The organism is Microcoleus sp. PH2017_09_SFU_O_A, assembly GCF_020738625.1.
Classification (GTDB): domain Bacteria; phylum Cyanobacteriota; class Cyanobacteriia; order Cyanobacteriales; family Microcoleaceae; genus Microcoleus.
In genome coordinates, this window is record NZ_JAEQCF010000089.1 from 42,896 (window position 1) to 59,959 (window position 17,064).

The window sequence follows — 17,064 nt, forward strand, 5'->3', positions numbered from 1 at the left end:
ATGCAAACGGATTTAATATTACCCAAAATCAGGAAACGGCACTGCCGTTTCCCTACAATTAATCGTGGTAGGGAAACGGCATTGCCGTCTCCTCCTCGCCCGAGGATAATCGATCATTTTGGAGTAGGGAAACGGCATTGCCGTCTCCTCCGTTACTTGGGACACCCAATGCCCAATGTCCAATGCCCAATGCCCAATTCCCTACTTCATCACTTGCCAATCCATAATCCGCCATTGTCCCTCTTGGCGGATCAAGTCGTAGCGAATGCGGAGGTTTTCGTTGCGGGAAGTAACTAACTGTTCGCGATCGAAGGTTTCGGCTTTTTCGCTGACTTGGGCTTCTACTTCGGCGCGATCGGGATTAGTCGGATTTGTCTTAACTCCTTTAACTTCTAGCTTGTGCACGTAACGCTGGTGGGCGTTGTTTTTCTGTTGGGCATCTGCCATCAATTGCCAGCGAGACAAAGCCGGTTCTGTGAGAACTTTCTGTAATTCTTCGACAGCGTGATTGGGGCCCAAAGCCGCTGCTTTCGCCGACAGCCAGTCTTGAACTATTTGTTTGGCTCCTTCTTCCGTCATTGCTCCCGACACTGGGGCGGGGGCGGGGGCGCCAGGCTCTGGGGCAGGGGCTAGTGCGGGGATTTCTATGGGCGGTGCATCGAGGCTGACGCGGGCTTGTTCTCCTTGGAGAGATGGGCCTGAGAGGGCTTGCAAGGCACTCAAAAACAGACTGAGTATTAACCACAGAATTAACAGGCTCAGGACGGCTGCGACGACAAGCAGAGCCAGCTTGTTTGGTGGCAGGGACTTGACTTGGGCCCCAATTTGGGCTGCTAGGGTGCGCGCCCGATCGGCAAAAGAACCTGTTAACCCCTGGCCGATCGCTCCGCTGCGCCGGCTCGAACTCGGGTTCCTGCGCGGTTTGGAGGTCGAGGCCGCAGGCCGTCCCGCCGTAGCTGTCGGGAGAGAGACGGCCGCCGCAGCCCCAATTCCTGCCGCCGTTGCCTGGTATTTCGGCGCTGAAGCTGCGCTGGATCTGTCAGTCGGTACGGGGGTCAAGGTGAGACTACTGGCTGCCTGTTTGGCTGCGGGAGGCTGTGGAGGTGCAGGCGGGCGATCGCCGGGTGGTTGCAGTTTCCCCTGAGGTTTGCCCGATCTCGGTTGCACGACGACCCATTCGTTGGCGGTTTCGGCATCCGAGGGCAAAGCTTCTAGGTAAGCTTGGACTTTCGGATCGGCAAAATAATCTTTCAAAGAGACTGACTGGTTTGCCAAGTCGCGGAAGTGAGGAAACACTTCTTCTTGCAGCCAGTGTTCGGCGTACAAGCAGAGTCCTGGCAACAAATCGGGAGAATCTTGGGAATGTTCGCGAATGAACGCGAGGGGTTCTTTTTCCGAACTGAGTTCGAGAGATCTGCTGGCTTCTTCTGTCTGGCCCAGCAGCAGCGAACACACAGCTTTTTCGAGGTGAACGTCTTGGCGGCGGCCGAGCTGCATCAGCATCAGCTTGGCGCGGCGGATCATCGAAGGCTGTCTGGCGGCAAATCCTTGGGCTAACAGAGTGTAGACCGAGAGGTAAGTGGCCACTGCGGAGGGGCGGCCGGCTTCAGCTTCAAATAGGGTCTGCTGCTCGCTACTGGTTAGGTGTTTGCGGAGTTGCTGGACGAAGCGGAGGAAGTCTTCTATTCCTAAACCCGATCGATCGTCCCCCGAGCCATCGATGCCGCCCCGTTCCTCCAGCATTTCTCGCAGGATTTGCAGTCCCTGGCGGCGCTCGGAGACTTTTTCTTCGGGGAGCGATAGTAATTCTAAAATGTTGTACGGACGGAGTTTGTATATATCGGTTTGCATTTCACCCCTCACGCTTGGAAATAAGCTTTCGCGCAGCAGCAGTTCTTGACCTGCGTCTAGTGATTTTGCCGCATTTTGGTATTGACCTTGCTGCCACTGTTCGCGGCCGAGTTCTAGGCAGGCCAGGGCTACGGTTAAAACGATATCGGGCCGCACGAGCTGCGGGTCGCCGAAGCGGCCTTCGTCGATCGCGATGCTGCCATTGTTGAGATACGGGCGCCCCAGCTTCTGTACGAGTTCGTATTCCCCCAGTTCTTGCAGTACGAGCAGGGCTCCTACGAATTGGTTGTCATCGATTTCAATACTTGGAGTGTGGGGGTCAGGAGCAGCGTCTAAAGCCTTAGACTCTGCCGCAACGGTTTCTCCTGCATCTTGCAGGACTGTGGCCGGCCCAGTAGAGGTTTTCGACCTCTGCTTGGCCGCCATGGCTGCTTCCGACTCTCGATCGTAAGTTTTGGCTAAAAAACTGACATCATAAGCTTTGCGCCCGTCTGAGTCTGACAGAACGGCGCAGGCTTCATCGATCAGTTGTTTGCGGGCGACGATCGCAACTTCGGAATACTCCCGGCGTGGAAGCTGTAAAGTTCGATCGCGGTGAGCCTGCTGCAACTGTTCGGCAGTAGCTTGAATCGGTAGACCCAAAATACGGTAGTAATCTAGTGGAATGAGCACTGTCCACTTCCCCAAAGCGCTAGCAACTGAATTAGCCTATCTTAGGTGATGCTCTCACATCAAATCTCAAAAATATGATTTTGATGTGAGCTTCTGAGTCCTGTTAAGGATATCGAGAACTTCCTTCAAGGTACTCCGACTGTTTCCCTCTACGGCGTTTTAGAGTGAGGTTCGCATCCTGCCCCACTTTGAACAAGACCGATCTTAAGTTTTAGACACAACCGCAGCGGGTCGATGTGGCAGTTGGCTCTCCCTATTTTGGCAAATTTCCCATACTAAGCTCATTTTAACAATGCTTGTAACTGCTGCTGGGAAAATGTTCGCCCATTTTATGCTGCGGTTGTGTCCTCTGTCGGTTTACATTTAGATGTTTAGGCAGCCGATCGGGTATTAATTTTTTATGGAACGGACTCTACCAGTTTTTGACGCACAAAGCGTAACTATTTCTCGGGATGAGGGCTTGATGCTCTACGAGGATATGGTTTTGGGGCGCTTTTTTGAGGACAAGTGTGCTGAGATGTACTACCGGGGCAAAATGTTTGGTTTTGTCCACTTGTACAACGGCCAAGAAGCCGTGTCTACTGGGGTGATTCGATCGATGCGCCGCGATAGTACGGATTACGTCAGCAGCACCTACCGCGATCACGTTCACGCTTTGAGTGCGGGCGTACCGGCGCGGGAAGTAATGGCGGAGTTGTTCGGAAAGGAAACCGGTTGCTCGAAGGGCCGCGGCGGTTCGATGCATATGTTTTCGGCAGAACACCGGCTGTTGGGAGGCTATGCTTTTGTGGCTGAGGGGATTCCTGTAGCTACGGGGGCGGCTTTTCAATCGAAGTACCGGCGCGAAGCTTTGGGAGATGAAAGTTCCGATGGCGTGACTGCTTGTTTTTTTGGCGATGGTGCGGCAAATAACGGGCAGTTTTTCGAGTGTTTGAACATGGCGGCTTTGTGGAAATTGCCGATTCTTTATGTTGTGGAAAACAACAAATGGGCGATCGGCATGGCCCACGAGCGAGCTACTTCTGACCCGATGATTTTCAAGAAAGCTCATGCTTTTGGCATGGCTGGAGTTGAGGTTGACGGGATGGATGTTTTGGCGGTGCGGGAAGTCGCGAAGGAAGCTGTAGCGCGGGCGCGGGCCGGCGAAGGGCCGACTGTGATCGAGGCTTTGACTTATCGTTTTCGCGGACATTCTTTGGCAGATCCTGACGAATTGCGCTCTAAGGAAGAGAAGGAATATTGGTTCCCGCGCGATCCGATTAAGAAGTTGGCTGCTGATTTGATCGATCGCACTTTGGCCACTGCTGAGGAATTAAAGGCGATCGAGAAAAAGATTGAAGCAGTCATCGATGATGCGGTAGATTTTGCTGAGAAAAGCCCCGAACCCGATCCGAGCGAATTGTATCGGTATATCTATGCTGAAGATGAATAGTCTTTAGACATATTTAGCCGAATGTTGTTGCAGCCTACAGGTTAAGACCTGGAGCATCCCATTTTTGCAAATATACTCGTAGGGGCGAAGCATTTCGGCAGTAAATCTCTGGTTATTACTAATAAATTGTCTGCCGAAATGCTTCGCCCTTACAAAATTGAGATGTACCCTTAAAACCTGTGGCTGCACAAATTTCAAGCTAGAATCAAAGGTAGACTTTGTAGACGAAAGAGAGGCGATTTTTATGATAAATTGCGATCGAAATCAAATCAGCAAAAATATGGGCGCAGTTCGAGTCAAAGTTAAGCTAACGAATGCCATTGATGAAGAGTTAGTCAAGAGAGGATTGCTCAATCCAAATCTGTTGCGCGTGTATGAAGCAGAAGCACTGATAGATAGTGGTGCAGTACGCACAGCAATTCCCCTAGAAGTCTGCGAACACCTCGGCTTAAGAATTCGGAGTCAAGAAATAGCCAAATATGCTGATGGCAGACAAGAAACTGTGGGATTGACCGGGCCTATTCTGATTGAACTGGAAGGACGCGAGACGATTGAGGCAGCAATGGTTTTAGGGGATAGCGTGCTAATCGGTCAAACTGTGTTAGAAACATTAGATTTGCTGGTAGATTGCAAGAATCAGCGTCTAGTTCCCAATCCTGAAAATCCCGAAAGACCTGTATTGAGAGTATAAGAGGACACGGCAGTGCCGTGTCCCTACCGCGATTAATTGTAGGGAAACGGCACTGCCGTGTCCTGATTGTGGGTAATTATTAATTCCTATGTCACCGGATTTGATATAACTCTACGATCAATCTGTGTATCCGTGTCAAAATCCGCTTTCCTTCGACTAGATTTCCAGTGGCACAGGGCGCAACCTGCCCGCTACTTCTACACTCGGCCAATTCGGATCGAATGTCAAATTTTCCAACTTTCCACTGCTGGAAATTACAAACGTATCCTCAATTTTTGCTCCCGACAAACTCGGATTCCAAGCTACAGCTATATTTTCACTCAAAATATCTGAAGTAGCCGGATTAGCCACAATTTCCCGCGCCAAATATCCAGTAGTTCCGCCTTGATGGTGTTCCCGAATTGCTTGAGGATATCCGTGCTGTTCGTAAGCTTGTTTCAGCGTATCATAAACCGCATTCATAGATACTCCCGGGCGGCACGAATCTAAGCCAGCGGCTTCAATTTCTCTAACTTGTCGGTGCAATTCTGAATGCTGTTTTTCTAGAGAACCAAAACAGACAAATCGAGTTAAATTTGCATACAAACCGTTTCCCCTAGCGCAGAATACTAACATGGCTTGCTTCCCAATTTGTTCGGCGGTGGCGGTGGCGTGGCGGTATAGCGGCAAACGCCTTTCTCCAGCCACTAATGTCAGGGCTGGATGCAAGCCTCTCGCCCACAATGCCTCTGCACCTGCTCCCGCTAGCTGATATTCTGTCCATGTCGGTTTTGCCGCCGAAAGTACCTCTGTCATCGCTTCGCTGGCTAAACGTCCGACTCGGCGATACCGCTCTAATTCGCTTGACATCATTGTCTGTTTGCGGGATTGTAAAGATGCGATTATTGGCGTTTCTTGGGAATTTGGTCGATCGCACATCACGTTACCGCCCGCAGTGATTTCTTTGACAAAACTCTCGCGCTGTGCAACATCCGCCCAAGGATAGATGTGCATTTGAAAATTTGCGGGAAGTTCTTCATCTTGCAAGCGTTGAGCTTCGATTTCATCTGTCAGCACAAAAGCGTTTTCGGCGGTAATTAATATTTCTGCAACTCCGGTTTCTGCGGTTAGCAATACTGTATTGGAACCGCCCGCTGTGGCCCAGGCAAACCAATCCGTGCCGCGCAACCGCAGGGCGATCGCTCTGGTTTCGGTTAAGGTTTTGCGGATGAATTCGAGTTTGCGATCGACTTCTGGATTTAATGAGTTTATCATAGATGAAAGTTCGGCAGCGGATTGTGTAACGGATATAATATCATGTCTGGTCGATTAACCGCAATCTTGTAGGGGCGGGTTTACTAACAATAATTGCCTAAAAACGCTCGTCTCCTAAACCCGCCCCTCTCCACGGTAAATCTCTAAAATCTAAAATCTAAAATCTAAAATAGATTTACAGCTACTGCTTGCAATTCTTTGGCTTTTTCTTCAGGTAATGCGTCGTTGGCAAACATTCCGGCGGCGAGTTCGGTTCCTGCTAGATATTTTAGCCGATCGCTCGATCGATAGGGCGGATAAAATTCAGCGTGCAAATGCGCCTCTGGATGCGGATTCCCGTCTGTCGGCCCTTGAAACCAAGCCATCAAATAAGGGAATTGGCGCTGCCACAAACCGTCGTATTTAAGGGTGACTGTTTTTAAGGCTTTAGCGAGGGATTGACGCTGTTTTTCCGTCAAATCGATAAATGTGGCAGCGGGAGTTATGGGCGCAATCCAAACTTCGTAAGGGTAGCGGGCGCAAGCGGGCACAAAGGCGATCGCCTCGGAGTCTAAATAAAGAATTCGCTGTTTGTCAGCAATCTCTTTTTGAATCAAATCTTGCAGCAAACCGGAACTGTTTTTTTGATAGTAAACCGACTGACATTCTAACATCCGCGCGGGGACTGGTGGCACGAAGGGATAAGCGTAAATTTGACCGTGGGGATGGTGCAAAGTCACTCCAACTTCGACGCCGCGATTTTCAAAAGGCAAGACGTATTGAATTTCGGGATTGCTGCCGATAACTGAAGTGCGATCGGCCCATACTTCTAACAGCAATTCTAAGTGACTTAACTCCAAAGAACCGAGGGAAGCCTGCGGATCTTGAGTAAAAACAACGACTTCGCAAATGCCCTTAGCTGGCAGAGTTTCGACAATACTTGCAGGTGCGTTGTTCGCCTGAAAAGTCATCGAGGGAAAGCGGTTGTCAAAAACAGCTACATCGTAATCTCCAGGTGGCAATTCTGTCGGGAATTTGGGATTAATTGTCGCAGCCAGCGGGTTGTATTCCGGCGGCGGCATGAAAGTTCTTCCCTGACGGTGGCTGGCGTATGCTACCCATTCCCCCCGCAAAGGATGCCAGCGAAAGTGCGGGTTTGCCTGTACGGGTTCATTGCTGGGACTTACGGCCGCGATACCTTCTGGGATTGGGTAGCGGCTGTAGAGTGTCAGGGGGCGGCCGTCTGGTTTTAGCAATATTTGGGAGTGCATTTTTGTTGGGGCGGGCGTTTTTAATAGATGTTAGGAGTATAACTTCGTGCTGGGAGAATTCGCCCCTATCTAAAGTCGCAATTTTTGTTGAGACTCGGCGGTTGAAACCGCGTCTACACAAACAAAGTCCGCCTTCGCGGACTGAAGAATAAAGGGGGTATTTAAGTATGATTTGGTATGATGCGTGCGATCGCACTTTTAAATATATAGAAAGGCTTAATTCTGGCAAACTTCGACCTTGGATTAAGTCTGTATAATAAACGTCAGCCAAAAGCGATCGCCCTTTTATATCTAATCCCAAATCCGGCTTAAATACCCGCTCTAACTCTTAGTCCGCGCAGGCGGACTTCGTTTGTATAGACGCGGTTTCAACCGCCGAGTCTCAACACTTAAGCAACGGTTCAATCTGCTGCCTTTGAAACTGCAATTCATCCGCCAAAGGCTGATAAATTTCTCGATCGCCCTTTTCATCGCAATAATCCCAAAGACCATTGTAGCAGTGGCGATCGTCATCCCAACCCGGATGGTTGACAATCGGATACAAACAAACTCCATCCACCGGAACTCCGGCTTTAATCGCCGCCGCTACCTCCGTGCACACATAATTCAACCACACAGGTCTAAAATCGTCTTCAGTACCTGTTTCTGCAACGAATAAGGGGCGGCCGTAGCGATCGAACACTTCTTGCAGCAGTTCGCGAAACGGGCGGTACAGCTTGTCTGTGTATTTCATCGGATTTTCATTGTGAATCCACTGATTGCGATCGTAATAATTCACCCCAATAATATCGAGATACTTTTCCTGGCCGCCAAGTTCGGGGCGAAAGCGTCCCGCCAACATATCCCAAGCTTGATATTGAGATAAGCGATAACCTTCCGCCACGTCTTTATCTTCCGGTTTGTCAGGATCGGCAATAATGTTAATTACCGGGTCGATTTGAACGATGCGGGTGCGGGGATTGACTTCCCAAACTGATTCTATCGCTGCGATCGACGCTTTGATCAACTGGATTTTCAGCTCGTCTCCGCGTCCTTTAGCAAAAGGATTGATGTAGGCGACATCGCCGCCGGCCCAGGCAATAAATGAAATTTCATTGACAGGTGTCACAAAAGGTGTTTGGTCGGTTTCCTCAGTCAGCACTTGCATAAAAGCGCGCACCATCTTAGCAAACCGGGACACGAATTCGGGACTGAAAATATCAATATCGTCGGGCCAGCCGTAGTGAAATAAATCCCAAATTACCTGCATTTTGGTGTCGCGGGCGGCGCGGATGATTGGTAGGGCGCTGGAAAAATCGTATTTTCCGGGCGACTGTTCGATTAAGTGCCAGCGGAGGCCTTCGCGGACTGTGTAAATGCCCTGTTCTTGCAAGCGTTGGTAGTCGGCGATCGCAAATTTATCGTGGCCGGTGGCGGCTGTGACATCGAGGCGTTTTCCCGATCGCAATTTGTGGGTGGAACATTCAAATCCGCCCATGAAAAAACTTTGAAACATTATTAGGTAATGGGGAATGGGGAATGGGGAATGGGGAATGGGGAATGGGGAATGGGGAATGGGGAATGGGGAATGGGGCCTAAAAGCATTGGGCATTAGGAATCGGGAATTGGGCCGAAAAGCATTGGGCATTAGGAATCGGGAAGAGGTTCATAAATGATTGAGACTTGCTATATCCAATAACTTGGAACTGCGGGCAATTACCAATTACCAATTACCAATTACCAATTACCAATTACCAATTACCAATTACCAATTACCCATTCCCAATTACCAATTACCAATTACCAATTACCAATTACCAATTACCCATTCCCAATTAGCACTGAGTAATCGCTGGCGGCTGCGAACTTTCTTCGGGAATATCCCAGCCGAGAGTTGCCGCCGCGATCGCCTCTATGGGAAATTTGGGAGTGCGATCGGCATACAGCAAACCGTTAGCTTCTTGGAAAGTATCCGTCAACTGCGTGTAACAAAATCCGCTGAACATTTCCACTCGATTTACCACGTGCAGCAGCGCGGTGTAGCGGTGTTGCAATTCAGAGGTGTCCGACGCGCGCACGTAGCCCCACACCCTGTGAAAATCGGGGTTTTCGCGGCCGGCGCAGGCGATGCCGCCGAATTCTGTCAGCATTACGGGCTGTCCTTGGTGGGGGTGGCCGTCGAGGGTGAGGACTCGCCCTCCGGGACGCCCGCGATCGAACAAATCGGCTAGCTGGACTTCGGGCCCGTAGCGTTTTGCCACAGTTTGCGGGTTGTTGTCGTAGTCGTGAATAGCGAGGATGTCGGTATCGATGCTTTCCCAGCCGTCGTTACCGATGACGGGGCGAGTGGGGTCTAAGGTTTTCGTCAAAAAATATAAGGCTTGCACGTAGTTGCGGTGGGCTGCGGCTTCGACTAAATTCGGAACTCCCCAGGATTCGTTGAACGGCACCCAGACTACGATACAGGGGTGGCTGGAGTCGCGATCGATCGCTTCCGTCCACTCCCGCGTCAACCTGTCAACGGCCTTGGGAGTGAAGCGGTAGGCGCTGGGCATTTCTTCCCAAACAAGCAGCCCCAACACGTCGGCCCAGTACAAAAAGCGCGGATCTTCGATTTTCTGGTGTTTGCGGACGCCGTTGAAACCCATTGCTTTGACTAATTCGACATCGTGGCGCAAAGCTTCGTCGGATGGCGCCGTCATCAGGGTATCGGGCCAGTAACCTTGATCGAGCACCAGTCTCAGGTAGTAGGGGCGGCCGTTCAGCATGAAGCGATCGCGCTGAATGCTGACAGTCCGCATCGCGGTGTACGATTTAATCTCGTCGAGCAGTTTGCCATCGGCCCACAGCTCGACTTGTGCGTTAATTAATGTAGGTTTTTCCGGACTCCACAGCAGTTCGTTGCGGTAGTCGTCGATACCCGGGTCTGAAAGGGCGATGCGGCGGTGGATTTCGCCGTTGATCACTTCGTAGGTGTCGTTGACCAGCAGCATACAGCCGATCGACAGTTTAACTTTAATTTGAATCCCCGACTGGCGATCGCCCGCCACAAACGCCTCAAAACCGATTTCCCAGCGTTCAAACTGCGGAGTCCACCGGATGCGATCGATATAAGTGTGAGGCACCAATTCTACCCACACCGTCTGCCAAATGCCAGTCGTGCGCGGATACCAGATGCTGTGCGGTTCCACTTGCCAATCTTGCTTGCCGCGCGGTTTTGCCAAATCTTGCGGGTCGTCCTGGGCCCAAACAGTCACCCGCTGCGGCCCGATGGGGTTAAGAACTGCTGTAATGTCTGCGGTGAAAGGAGTGTGCCCGCCTTCGTGTTCGATGACAAACTGACCGTTTACCCAGACGCGGGCGCGGTAGTCTACAGCGCCGAAGTGGAGGAGAACTCTGCTTTCTGTGTGGGGCAGGTCGAATTCGCGATCGTACCAACAGTTAGCGTGAAAATTCGTGTCGCCGATCCCGCTTTTGATTGATTCGGGAACAAACGGCACTTCTATAGTGTGACTCCAGTCCGTAATGTCGATCGGCTGCACGCAGCGTCCCGCATCATCGTAAGCAAACCTCCACTTACCGTTCAGACAAATCCAGTTACTGCGGCGCAATTGGGGGCGCGGATAACCTGTTTTCCGCCCTTGAACAGTCACCTTATTGTCTAGAGTGGAAGACTCTTCTATATCGCAATTTTCTAGTTCTCTACCTAACCAACTCATCGGCACATCTACCCGAAGTTATATTTATAGGTTAGCGACTATTCCCGCGACTTTGACAAGTTTTTTGCAATCTAATTTATCGTTAAAAAATTAAATTTTTTGACTTCAAACAGCCTGAGCTTTACTTGGTCTTGTGTCCGGCTTTTCTATACTTGTAGGGTGCGTCAGTCAGCTAACAGCGCTTAAAATTAAGCTATGATTCTCACTGACGCACCCTGCGATCGGTATAGGAAGCATGAGTCTTGACTGCAAAGTTTAGCTAGCTACAGTTTGCAAAGCTCCTAAAGGTTCAGCTAGGTCACTTTTGACCAAGAATTTCACAGGTGGTACCCGCCACGTGATTTATCCGTGGAATCAATCCCAAATCGAAAATCGAAAATCCTCTCTTCCCCCGAATTTATCCGTGGGGTCGGGAACTTCTTCCGGAGGTGGCAAACACTGAAATATCTGTTCTAGTCCCGTGAGTTCAAATAGCATTCTAACTTGTTCGCTCATGGCAGATATCAAAAGTATACATCCGCTGTCTCTAACTAATTTCATAATCGCCACTACAGCCATTAATTCCGAATTTTTAAGGAAAATGATATTTGAGAAATCGAGCATCAGAATTTTGCCACCGCTTTCAATTAGGCGCTCTATTTCTTTCTGAAACTGAGGAAATTGAGAACCTTCCAAAACCTGATGAGACAAAACAGTTTTAACGATAGTGCTCATGTTCACCTTAACCCTTGTTTGAATTGTTTAATAACTTTTGAGAAAAGCAGAGTAAAGTGCGGAGCGCGCACCTTACATTTTTGCCATAAAAAATTGGTTGAAAGCCGGAACCCGATCGCGAGAAATTAAAAGAAGACAATTCATTACCCCAATGCTCTTCCTTATAGGTAGAGGTCGCCCTCATCTGTCAACCGTCAACTGTCAACTGTCAACTGACATTTTTAGCCTTACCAACTCACAGCTTGCAGCTATAGCAATCCTAAATCATTTGTGAATTTCTTACTCCCTCCCCTTAATAAGGGGAGGGTTGGGGTGGGGTAAAAAACTTTACGACTCATTTGGGACTGTTATACTTGCTAGCAGATTTGCCATTGCCGTTAACAGCAGCAACTTCTAGAGAAGCAGCGGCTGGGAGTTCAGCAACTGCGTTCGACGAACTCAAATTAGAGGCAGCATCGTTAAGATTTGCCGCCAATTCAATCACCGGATTGGTCGTAATTTGAGTATAAGTTGTCAAAGCTTGAGCGACAACTTGATCCATGTTGTAATACCTGTAAGTCGCCAGCCTTCCCACAAAAGAAACTCCGGGAGTTGCATCAGCCAAAGCCTTATATTTCTTGTAAATTTCCGCATTTTCCGGACGCGGAACCGGGTAGTAAGGGTCTCCCTCAGCTTGGGGATATTCGTAGACAATGCTCGTTTTTAGATGCTCTTGTCCGGTGAGGTATTTAAACTCCGTGCAGCGAGTATATAAATGCTCATTCGGGTAATTTACCACCGGTGCAGCTTGGTGTACGGGTGCGTTCAGCGTTTCGTGCTTGAATTCCAAGGAACGGTAAGGCAGTTTCCCGTAGCAATAATTGAAATAGGAATCCACCGGCCCGGTATAAATCATTTCCCCGTAAGGAATAAAACTCTCAATCTCGCGGTAGTCGGTATTCAGCATCACCTTGATGTTTGGGTGAGACAGCATCTTTTCAAACATCCGAGTGTAGCCGTGGAGTGGCATTGCTTGATAGGTATCGGTAAAATAGCGATCGTCCCGGTTAGTGCGGGTGGGCACGCGCGCAATCACTGATTTGTCGAGTTCCGACGGATCCATTCCCCACTGTTTGCGAGTGTAGTTGCGGAAGAATTTCTCGTAAAGTTCGCGGCCGACTTTGCCGACAACGACATCTTCGGAAGTGCGAATGTAATCCTTTGGTTCGGCTACTTTTGCGAAGAAATCTTCAACTTCAAATGATGTCAGATTCAGTCCGTAAAGTTTGTTTACGGTGTTGAGATTTATCGGAATTGGCAGCAGTTGACCGTCAACGCTGGCGAGGACGCGGTGTTCGTATGGCCGCCACTCGGTGAACTGCGAAAGGTACTCGAAAACTGGGCGCGAATTGGTGTGAAAAATGTGGGGGCCGTATTTGTGAACGAGGATGCCGTGATTGTCGTAGTGGTCGTATGCGTTGCCGCCGATGTGGTTGCGGGTATCAATTATCAAGACTGTTTTTCCCGCCTGAGTTGCTAGTCTTTCGGCAATAACGCTACCTGCAAATCCGGCTCCGACAATTAAATAGTCAAACATTAAAAAACCTCTGGTAATGGGGAATGGGGAATGGGGAATGGGGAATGGGGAATGGTTATTAGTTATTAGTTATTAGTTATTAGTTATTGGTAGCAACTCCAAACTACTAACTATCAACTGTCAACTGCCAACTGCCAACTGCCAACTGCCAACTGACTTCTTACTTGCGATCGCACTTTCGATCAACCCCAGCATTTCGCCCCAGGTATTGTCCCAAGAATTGTCTGCTAAAAAGGCGTCAACTTCGCTCAGCCACTTGGCCCGATCTTCCGAAGTTTCGCCCATAATTTCTTCAGCAGCAGCAACGAATTCTGCCACATTGCTCGCAATCCGAACCAAGCCGTTATCTCCGTAGGGGCGCACCACGTCGCGGATCGCAGTAGAAATCACCGGTTTGCCGGCAGCGAGGTATTCGGGAGTTTTCGTCGGACTAATAAATTTAGTCGATTCGTTAATCGCAAAAGGCAGCATTGCTATATCCCATCCGCCCAGATATGCTGGCAGTTCTTGATAAGATTTGCCGCCGAGATAGTGTATGTTTGGGTGAGTTGGTAGAGTAGCAGGGTCTATTTTCACCACCGGGCCAATTATCACTAAATGCCAGTCCGGCTTCGCTGCGGCAATGCCGCGCAGCAGTTCGATATCCATGCGTTCGTCTATAACCCCAAAAAATCCCAAACGCGGGTGAGGAATATCTTTTTGATCGGTCGGTTCTTCTGAAAGATTTCTCGCTGTAGCAAAGTGTTCTTTTTCGATGCTGCTGGGGAAAGCATGAATGTTTGGATGCTGCTGCTGTTTTGCTTCGTAGAGGCTGTGTCCGCCTGTAAATACGACGCTGGCGCGCTTTAATAGTTGGGTTTCATTTGCTTTTAACTCCGGGTGCGCGCCGTGAAATGCTGACAGTTCATCCATGCAGTCGTAGACTACAGCTAGCGGCTTTAAGTGGTTTGTGAAACTGACAGCCATTGGTGTGTAATACCAGAGGATGTACTGGCTAATTTCGGCTGCTTGAAACAAATCATCAAGCATGGCTTGCTGAGCAGTTTGTGCAGTTTCTTCGCTGATTCCTTCGCTCAGGTGAGGTACTATTATCCAGACTCCGGTTTCGTGAATGCTGACATCAAGCCGCCAATCTGTAGCCGAGCTAAAAACAGGTTCTTCTACAAAAAATACGCGGCGATTTTTGGCGCAGCGGCCTAAGAGATGTTGCGGACGCTGATAGACGAAATTCCACCGCAAATGAGACAGGCAAACTAAATCCGGTGCATCTAAAGCAGCAGGTTTTGATAACTTAGCGCGCAATGCGGGTGAGGGTGCGAATTGAGAGGGAGATTTTGCGGGATCTATCGAGGTAAATCGGATCTCCCATGCTCGACCTTTATTGCTATAATTTTTGTTTACTGAGTTTTCTGGGGGGGACATAATTAGCCTCTGGAATTTGTCAATGAAAATTTGTTAATGAAAATTGGTTGGTGAAAATTTGTCAATAAAATATCCTTCTCAGCAGTGTCTTACTGAAATTCGCAAGCATCAATCTGAGAATTTTTATTTGACGAGCAAGCGCCGCATTCAGTGGGCCAAACAAAGCAAAAGTTTAGCTGCGGAAAAACACGCTTATCTGCTTTTTTCAGTATTGAAACTGGAGATAAGTTAATATTGTTAGACTTGCTATTGTTGCTAAATCTAACTCAGTTTTTCTGCCATTACTTCTATCTGAAGGATGACTTCGTTCTCAGCGCCTAGCTTGCACCCTTTTGAAAAGCGGTTAAAATGCCGATCGCTCTTGTAAAATGACTCTTAACTGGCAGGTACAGGGCGCTAGGATTTGAGATTTGAGATTTGAGCTTTGAGATTGAATAATTGGGAATGACTTATGAATTAAGGGTTTGAAGCTTGGCTACCGTTGCATTGTGTTTTTAAACAGGTGTTAAAACTGAGCAAGTTTTATGTTTTTATTTGGAGGGGAGAGAAAATTTGCGATCGAGCTTTTGTTGCTATTTGCTTTAACAAACTTCGCATTTTTTCAACTTATGCGATCGCACACCTACAAAATTTGTATCTTCATATACAATTGCTTTGCCGAGATTTATGACTTCCGATAGATTAACAATTGACAGTTTATGTATTTGGGTTAAACCCACATCTGGTACCCTTTTCAACTATACCGGAGATACCAGGTAACAGCGACGAGAAACGTAGGATTTTACGCGAGTCTGATACAAGAAACCAAGGTGACGAGATTGGTGCAAGATGTGAGGTTAAACTGACGCCCAGAGTACAAATCTCAATCATCCCTCTAAGGGCGGGTTTGCCGATATCTGCGATTCCCGCACCAAATATGGACGCAAACCGCGACTAGAAGATAGCAGCAACTTTACCAGAAAGAATTGGTTTAAAGCCCCAAGCCCGATCGGGATAAATTAAAATCAGACTATTCATGATTCCAATCCTCTTCCTTCCAGGTAGAGGTCGCTGTCAACTGTCAACTGTCAACTGTCAACTGAATGAAAGTCGGCGGCTGTCAATTTTGGCGATTCCCCCTCCAAAGGCAGAATCTTGCACCATCGAACTCTTTAAGAAATCGTGGGGAAAACCCAATTCAATGGCACTTACTGTGTCTAGCTGCTGCATTTGTTCGGGAGTTAATTCAAACTCCAGACAAGCGAGATTTTCTTGAAGTTGCGAGAGTTTGCGGGAACCAACAATCGGAATCACATCGACTGACTGTTGTCGCAACCAATTCAAGGCTACTTGAGAACTAGGTTTGCCAATTTCGGCTGCTATTTTACTAACTTCAGCCGCAATATTGAGGTCTCGTTCGCTAATTTTTCCAGATTCAGGTGAATTAAGTCGTTTAGCTTCGCCTGCGGTTTCTGAAATGTTGTATTTTCCGGTTAGCAAACCGCCTGCTAGGGGGCTCCAAGCTGTGACGCCAATATCGAAGGCTTTTGCCATGGGGAGCAAATCGCGTTCGGGAGTTCGCTCTTTTAAAGAATACTCGATTTGCAAGCCGATAAATGGTGTCCAGCCGCGCAGGTTGGCGATCGTATTTGCTTGAGAAACAATCCAAGCCGGTGTATCGGAAATGCCGATGTAAAGAATTTTGCCGGCGCGTACCAAGTCGTCAAAGGCGCGCATTACTTCTTCGACGGGTGTCGTAAAATCCCAAGCGTGCAGCCACAGCAAATCTATGTATTCAACTTGCAATCGCTTCAAACTGGCCTCTACTGCTTGCACCATATTTTTGCGGTGGTTGCCGAAACCGTTGATTTCGCCATTTTTCATGTTAAGACTGTATTTGGTGGCAACAACCCATTTTTCGCGATCGCCCCCGATGAAGTCACCGACATATTTTTCGCTGGTACCGTTGGTGTAGAGATTCGCGGTATCAATGAAATTGCCGCCCGCTTCTGCAAAGGCGTCGAACATCTTCCGGCTTTCGTCGTAGGAACCGCCCCAACCCCATTCTTCGCCAAAAGTCATGGTTCCGAGGCAGATTTCGGAAACGCGAAGTCCGCTGTGACCTAGTAGTTTGTATCTCATGTCACCTATCTGTTAGTTCATTGCGCTTAAGAGTATATATCTGAATTTGCTGTGTACGCATCAGTCGGAGGTGAGGGGCTTTGGGAGTGCCAAGAGTTCCCAGTTGGATTTTGAATCTTTTGTCAATTTAGGAATTGCAATTAAATAACTTAAGCGATACAGATTTCGGTTCGTAGTGCGGACTGAAGTCCGCACTACGAACTTTCATTCAGTCCAGCGACCAAATTAATACTCTAACTCAAGCTAAAATTGGGCAGTTTTCAGTTGACCTTCTGATTGTAAAGCTCGATCGAGTAAGCATGACTGTCAAAGTCGAAATTTGCCCCTAAAGTAGCTTAGCGCGATCGGCCTTTTCTTCCCAAAAACATCGCCCTTGTCGCAAA

The 17,064-nt window shown here is 48.7% G+C and carries 14 protein-coding genes; 4 read left to right on the forward strand and 10 right to left on the reverse strand.

The genetic code is table 11. From position 1 onward, the window contains the following. Positions 1 to 58: 58 nt before the first annotated feature. Together JGK16_RS26975 and JGK16_RS26980 are read right to left on the reverse strand one after the other, a co-directional pair. The gene (locus JGK16_RS26975) at positions 59 to 235 is read right to left on the reverse strand and encodes a hypothetical protein (protein WP_293182277.1); all 177 of its coding nucleotides are present in this window, start codon (positions 233 to 235) and stop codon (positions 59 to 61) included. Beyond that, the gene (locus JGK16_RS26980) at positions 202 to 2,523 is read right to left on the reverse strand and encodes an IMS domain-containing protein (protein ID WP_293182275.1); all 2,322 of its coding nucleotides are present in this window, start codon (positions 2,521 to 2,523) and stop codon (positions 202 to 204) included. The genes JGK16_RS26975 and JGK16_RS26980 overlap by 34 nt, the downstream gene beginning before the upstream one ends. 400 nt (positions 2,524 to 2,923) lie before the next feature. On the opposite strand from JGK16_RS26980, the gene pdhA reads away from it, so the two are divergent. Together pdhA and JGK16_RS26990 are read left to right on the forward strand one after the other, a co-directional pair. Continuing rightward, positions 2,924 to 3,955 (forward strand): pyruvate dehydrogenase (acetyl-transferring) E1 component subunit alpha, encoded by a 1,032-nt coding sequence (pdhA, locus tag JGK16_RS26985; protein WP_293182273.1) that lies wholly within the window; start codon positions 2,924 to 2,926, stop codon positions 3,953 to 3,955. A gap of 244 nt (positions 3,956 to 4,199) precedes the next feature. Then, positions 4,200 to 4,646 carry a clan AA aspartic protease gene (locus JGK16_RS26990; RefSeq protein ID WP_293182271.1) on the forward strand — a complete coding sequence of 149 codons (447 nt, stop codon included), beginning with the start codon at positions 4,200 to 4,202 and terminating at the stop codon, positions 4,644 to 4,646. Between the two features lie 156 nt (positions 4,647 to 4,802). Here the strand turns inward: JGK16_RS26990 and JGK16_RS26995 are convergent, their stop codons facing one another. The 3 genes from JGK16_RS26995 to JGK16_RS27005 form a co-directional block, all read right to left on the reverse strand. After that, positions 4,803 to 5,900, reverse strand: a complete 1,098-nt coding sequence (locus JGK16_RS26995) for a M24 family metallopeptidase (protein WP_293193242.1) — start codon at positions 5,898 to 5,900, stop codon at positions 4,803 to 4,805. Between the two features lie 164 nt (positions 5,901 to 6,064). Then, complete coding sequence (gene galT, locus JGK16_RS27000; RefSeq protein ID WP_293193243.1) at positions 6,065 to 7,150, reverse strand: galactose-1-phosphate uridylyltransferase; 1,086 nt, start codon at positions 7,148 to 7,150, stop codon at positions 6,065 to 6,067. Between the two features lie 382 nt (positions 7,151 to 7,532). Then, complete coding sequence (locus tag JGK16_RS27005; RefSeq protein ID WP_293193244.1) at positions 7,533 to 8,645, reverse strand: beta-glucosidase; 1,113 nt, start codon at positions 8,643 to 8,645, stop codon at positions 7,533 to 7,535. A gap of 16 nt (positions 8,646 to 8,661) precedes the next feature. Here JGK16_RS27005 and JGK16_RS27010 point away from each other — a divergent pair, with 16 nt between their 5' ends. Together JGK16_RS27010 and JGK16_RS27015 are read left to right on the forward strand one after the other, a co-directional pair. Continuing rightward, on the forward strand, positions 8,662 to 8,805 hold the full coding sequence (locus JGK16_RS27010; RefSeq protein WP_293193245.1) for a hypothetical protein: 144 nt from the start codon (positions 8,662 to 8,664) through the stop codon (positions 8,803 to 8,805). A gap of 7 nt (positions 8,806 to 8,812) precedes the next feature. Then, on the forward strand, positions 8,813 to 8,968 hold the full coding sequence (locus JGK16_RS27015; RefSeq protein WP_293193246.1) for a hypothetical protein: 156 nt from the start codon (positions 8,813 to 8,815) through the stop codon (positions 8,966 to 8,968). Here the strand turns inward: JGK16_RS27015 and JGK16_RS27020 are convergent. From JGK16_RS27020 to JGK16_RS27040, 5 genes are all read right to left on the reverse strand, one after another. After that, complete coding sequence (locus JGK16_RS27020; RefSeq protein ID WP_293193247.1) at positions 8,965 to 10,848, reverse strand: glycoside hydrolase family 2 TIM barrel-domain containing protein; 1,884 nt, start codon at positions 10,846 to 10,848, stop codon at positions 8,965 to 8,967. The two genes, JGK16_RS27015 and JGK16_RS27020, sit on opposite strands and share 4 nt — an antisense overlap. 354 nt (positions 10,849 to 11,202) lie before the next feature. After that, positions 11,203 to 11,562: an STAS domain-containing protein gene (locus JGK16_RS27025; RefSeq protein WP_293203508.1), complete on the reverse strand. Its 360-nt coding sequence runs from the start codon at positions 11,560 to 11,562 to the stop codon at positions 11,203 to 11,205. A gap of 334 nt (positions 11,563 to 11,896) precedes the next feature. Beyond that, entirely contained in the window at positions 11,897 to 13,138 is a 1,242-nt protein-coding gene (glf, locus tag JGK16_RS27030; RefSeq protein WP_293193248.1) for a UDP-galactopyranose mutase, read from the reverse strand. 120 nt (positions 13,139 to 13,258) lie between these two features. Next, positions 13,259 to 14,560 carry a glycosyltransferase family 1 protein gene (locus tag JGK16_RS27035; RefSeq protein ID WP_293182250.1) on the reverse strand — a complete coding sequence of 434 codons (1,302 nt, stop codon included), beginning with the start codon at positions 14,558 to 14,560 and terminating at the stop codon, positions 13,259 to 13,261. Between the two features lie 1,074 nt (positions 14,561 to 15,634). Further along, entirely contained in the window at positions 15,635 to 16,681 is a 1,047-nt protein-coding gene (locus tag JGK16_RS27040) for an aldo/keto reductase (RefSeq protein ID WP_293182248.1), read from the reverse strand. Between the last annotated feature and the right edge of the window lie 383 nt (positions 16,682 to 17,064).